Consider the following 4,879-nt stretch of genomic DNA (forward strand, 5'->3'; position numbering starts at 1 on the left):
CCCCTGCTACACCCCCCTGCAAGGGGGAAGGAACCGTTCGGTGGAAATTTGAAACCTGGCAGATAGAAGGAGACTCCCATGAAATTCCTTATCCTTACCACCCTCATCGCAGCCGCGTTGTCCCCCATCGCGTCAGCCGCCACCCCGACTCCCTACGCCGGCCAGGAAACCCGCGACATCAAATCCCTGTCGCAGGAAGACATCAACGGCTATCTGGCCGGCAAGGGCATGGGCCTGGCAAAAGCGGCCGAACTGAACGGCTATCCCGGTCCGATGCATGTCCTCGAACTCGCCGCCGAACTGCAACTGACGCCGGATCAGAAGACGAAAACGAAACAGCTGTTCGACGCGATGCAGGCGAAGGCCAGCATGCTGGGGAGTGAGCTGGTAACGGCGGAACAGAAGCTGGACCGGCTTTTCGCAAGCCGCTCGGCCAATGCGGAACTGGTGGACAGCGCGCTGAAGGACATCGGCGCCCTGCAGGCGAAGGTGCGCGGCGCGCATCTTGAAGCGCATCTCGCGCAGGCAAAGATCCTCACGCCGGAGCAGACCGCCCGCTACATCTCGCTGCGCGGCTACGGCAAGCAGGCCGCCGGGGCCGAACATGGCGGCCACGGCGGTCGACACAAGCACTGACGTCGGCGAGGGCAGGTATCAGGGCAATCCCCGCACAAAGCCTTCCTTTGGATACGTGATCGCATAGTCGACGCTGTACTTCAGCGTCTGGTTCGGCGCGATCACGGATTCCCAGCCGACCACGCCGCGCCTGCGCTCCCAGGTGTCCAGCGTCGGCGGCACATTGAACGATGCCTGCACCTTCACTTCTTCCGACGTGCTCACCGGCGATGCTTCCAGCACCAGCAGGTCGACCGGCTTCTTGTGAAAACTGGTAATCGTGTACACATCCGCCAGCACGCGTTCATTCTGCTGGGTGAGCACGCCGGTGGTGCCGGACTGTTCCTTCACCCGGTCCACCGATACGCGGATCAGGTCGTCGCGGCCGAAGGCGAAAGTGAACTTGTCGTTGCGCTGGGTATTCCATTGCGCGGCGCCCACATAGCTGCCGTCGCGGAACAACTGGATGCTGCCCGGCAGCCAGACACCATCGGGCCGTGCCGCCTCCGCGGTCACCACCGCCGCCTTCTCGATGCGCGGCGAGGTACGCAGGCGCTGCTTTACCGGCACGACCTGCGCCGACAGCGCAACCGAGATTTCGCGCCCGTCCGCCGGCAGCGTCACCCGCGACGGCACATCGAACTCGGTCGCGAAACTGCCCCGGGTTTCGATCACGGGCGGAATGAAATTGTCAGCCTGGCCGGCCATTGCCGACGTTGCAGCAACGGGAGCGGGCGCAGGTGCGGGCGCTGACGCAAACGCCGGGCGCTCGGCCCTTTCCAGTTGCACCGCCACCGGCTTCTGATAGGTCAGCAGCCACGGGCGCGGCTCCACCGCCTGCGGCGATTGGCGCGGCTGGCCGGTCGACAGCTTCAGCTTCACGCTACTCCAATCCTCGCCGGTCTTCTGCGACACCGTTGCCAGCCGTTCCAGCTCGACGGTCGATGCGGACGAATTCAGCATGGCGCGATAGGTGGGCTTCCAGCCGGCGTTGTTGACCTGGTAGGTCAGCCGCAAGGCACCGGCCTGCCGCGCCGCCAGTTGCACGGTGACCTGCCGGCCATCCCGCGCGCCGCTGCGCAGCCTGGCGAGATCACGCTGCAGCGCCTCGACCTGTTTGGCGATCTCGCGCTTCTGCACCTCCGCCTTGTGCATGCGGGTGAAGGCATCGCTGCCGCCGCGCTGGATTGCGTCCAGCATCGCCGCCATCGACCGCGCATCCACCACCGGTTGCTGGCGATCGGAAGCGGTGCCGGCGCTGTTCAGGTTCTCCAGGTACTTCTGCACCAATGCCGCCGACCGGGCATCCACATCGAGCAGCGCAACCTTGTCTTCCAGCACCTGGATCTTCGCTTCGAGTTCCGCTTCCCGGGCGCTGGCGCTTTCGGTACGCGCCGCATCCCGCGTCGTCACCTGGCCGACCTGGATGCCCGCATCGGCCTGCACGCGGATCGTCTGCGTATCGAAATTGGCCGGCAACCCGGTGATCTCCAGTTGCGTCATGCCGGCGGAGACCTGTGCGGTGCGTTCTATCGTGGCGCTGCCCGGGTAGAGCACGACGGCGGTGATTGGGGCGTTGGCGGCGAAGGCATTGGTGATCAGGCAGGACAAGCTGAATAAGGCAGACGTTCGACGCAGCATGCAAAGGCTCCGGGAAGTGTGGAAAGTATGGTGAAACTGGCCACGGACGCCGGTGTGGCTGCAGGATTATGCCCCGATCCCTTCGCTGCACGCCACAGGAATCGCCGTCATTCAAAAAAACTTGGTGCGCCGACGCCATGCATTTGCTGTTGCGATCCTTGCGTTACTCCGGTGGGACGCGGCATGTGCTGAGATCGACGATATGAGAAAAGCTCGCCTGCTCAAATCATTGACGGGCGCTTCCTTCGGCCCGCTTTTTTACCGCTGTCCGTATTGTCTATTTTTTTCGTATGCCTTCTTCGACACTTGCACTGTCATCCCATAGCCAGCCAGATTCTTCGCCATGATGGCCGCCGCGTTCTCCAAATGCGCAGCATTTCGCTCGCCGTATTTAGAGTATCGACCCGACCGGTCAGTGACGACGACCTTGCCAGTTTCGGAATCGATGTACACCTCCCCGGATATTCTCGCCTGTCCTCCGCCGACCAAGGCCGGGTGCGATAAGCGAGGTTTTTCTTCGTCTTTGCCCAGGTTATGCAACGCCGCCAATGCGTCGTCCTTGATAATGCTTGTTACCCTCGTCTGCGGTGCGACTATGACTCTACCTAGCTTGCTTGCGCTCCACATAAGCGGTTCGCCCTTCTTTAGCCAATCAACAAGTTTTGCCACTGTGTCCAGATGGGACGAAACAGCGCCATCATCAACCGAAATAAACAGGCGATCCGGATTCATTCGTATTCCGCCCACTTCATCAAACTCATGCTTTTTGATTGGGTGTTCGAAGTAATCCAAATACGTCGATGGGTGCACATTTTTGGGATAGACGAGTTCGCCCAATTCCCGATCCAGCATTTCTGCTCTTTCCCGCCCGATCAAGGTATGAAGTGCAGGAGTCTCGTCATACGTTGGCAAACCTGGGGCACTACGAGCACGTGTAAGTCGATCTTCTGTGTCCAGCCGAGCCGGCACAGGCAAGTCGTCTTTGCGCAGCGAGGAGTGGTGCCTGAACCGGTCATGTAACTTTGCACGTACTGCGCCTCCTTCGCCAGGCAGGAAGGAAGGCCGCTTCGATGGAGATGGATCCGCGGACGGGGCTGCAGGAAAATCGTCCGGTTTCTCTGGATGAAAAAACATGCTGCGATTGAATGACTGCGAGCGGCATATTGGGTGCATTCACGACTCTCATGGGGGTGACGACCTTTGAGTTGCACCGAAGGGTGATTGGTTCCATTCAACTTCTGCGCCGGGGTGCCTGGCAAGCCGTGACGTGCCAGGCTGCTGATGAAAGATTCGCCCCATGGAGCAAGCGGAAATTCTTTTTCCACCTCTCCATCAGGCGACGCTACACCGTGCGCTGTTCCCGGTCCTTCTTGTTCTGCGCCTCGATCCGATCCCGCGCATCTTTCCATTGCTCCTGCGACCATGAACGCAGCTCATAGAAGTTGCCCCCGGTGGCGAGATGGCTGCCACCGTCCATCATGATGGCCTGGCCGGTGAGCCAGTCGCAGCCATCGGCCATCAGGAAGGTTGCCAGGTTCTGCAGCTCCGTCATCTCGCCGGCGCGTCCCATCGGATTGATCGCCGCGGAACGCGCGCCCGGTTGCTCGCCGGGATTGAGACGCTTGCTCATGCCTTCGGTCGGAATCTCGCCGGGGCCGATCGCATTGAGCCGGATGCCGTACTGCGCCCACTCGGTCGCCAGCGACATCGTCATCGCATGGATCGCCGACTTGCTCATCGCCGACGGTACTACGAACGGGCCGCCGTTCAGTACCCAGGTAACGATGATGGAGATCACGCTGCGGTAGCCGTCGGACGGTTTCCATTGCCCTTTGGCCGCCATCTCGACCCAGCGCTTGCCGACCGCGTGGGTGACGTAGAAGGTGCCGTGCATGACGATATTGGCGACGGCATCGAAGCCGCGCGGCGACAGCGCCGAGGTCGGCGATATGAAGTTGCCGGCCGCATTGTTGACCAGGCCGGTGAGCGGACCCTCGGCGAAGATTTGTTCCACCATGTCGTCGACTGCTGCCGCGTCGCGGATATCGAGGCCGAAGGTCTTGACGCTGCCGCCGTGCTGCGCCATCAGTTCGGCGGCGGTCTGGTCGCAGACCGGTTTGCGGCGGCCGCAGATGTAGATGTCGGCGCCGAGCGACAGGTACTTTTCCGCCATGGCACGGCCGAGGCCGGTGCCGCCGCCGGTGACGAGGATGCGTTTGCCTTGCATGAGTTTCGGTTGGAACATGGTGGTCTCCTTGATGTGAAGGATGGGTGGCGGGTTGATGGTTGTGTTGCTATCGGACGGAATACGAAGCTTATTTAATAAAGTTGGAGTCCATCCCAATTCCAACCTTCCCCATGATGCAATATTGTTCTGCGCGGTCGATGCAACGTCTGTTATGCCGGCAGGCGTTATGCCAAAACCTTGTCATTCCCGCGTAGGGTTTTGCAGGGGTTTCGGACAGCATGCTGTCCGCCTGCGAAACGGTACCGGCTTGCAAGCCGGTGCGCGCCCTGCAAAGGGGAATCCAGAGCGACGGAGTGTCTCCGGTAATTCAACTCCTACTTCTCTTCGAAGAGACTAGCCGGGACTGGCCCCGGCGGGCCACCTACTTTTTTGCTT

Annotated in this window: 4 protein-coding genes; 1 reads left to right on the forward strand and 3 read right to left on the reverse strand. The window is 61.1% G+C overall.

The annotated features are described in order from the left end of the window. Positions 1-78 precede the first annotated feature (78 nt). Entirely contained in the window at positions 79-636 is a 558-nt protein-coding gene (locus V7080_RS24050) for a Spy/CpxP family protein refolding chaperone (RefSeq protein ID WP_334190911.1), read from the forward strand. A gap of 18 nt (positions 637-654) precedes the next feature. Here the strand turns inward: V7080_RS24050 and V7080_RS24055 are convergent, their stop codons facing one another. The 3 genes from V7080_RS24055 to V7080_RS24065 form a co-directional block, all read right to left on the reverse strand. Continuing rightward, the gene (locus tag V7080_RS24055) at positions 655-2,256 is read right to left on the reverse strand and encodes a mucoidy inhibitor MuiA family protein (RefSeq protein WP_334190912.1); all 1,602 of its coding nucleotides are present in this window, start codon (positions 2,254-2,256) and stop codon (positions 655-657) included. A 258-nt stretch (positions 2,257-2,514) separates the two neighbouring features. Next, a complete protein-coding gene (locus V7080_RS24060) occupies positions 2,515-3,108 on the reverse strand; it encodes a hypothetical protein (RefSeq protein WP_334190913.1) in 594 nt (197 codons plus the stop codon). 490 nt (positions 3,109-3,598) lie between these two features. Beyond that, the gene (locus V7080_RS24065; protein ID WP_334190914.1) at positions 3,599-4,501 is read right to left on the reverse strand and encodes an SDR family oxidoreductase; all 903 of its coding nucleotides are present in this window, start codon (positions 4,499-4,501) and stop codon (positions 3,599-3,601) included. Positions 4,502-4,879: the final 378 nt, after the last annotated feature.

The organism is Noviherbaspirillum sp., assembly GCF_036846085.1.
Taxonomy (GTDB): Bacteria; Pseudomonadota; Gammaproteobacteria; order Burkholderiales; family Burkholderiaceae_D; genus Noviherbaspirillum.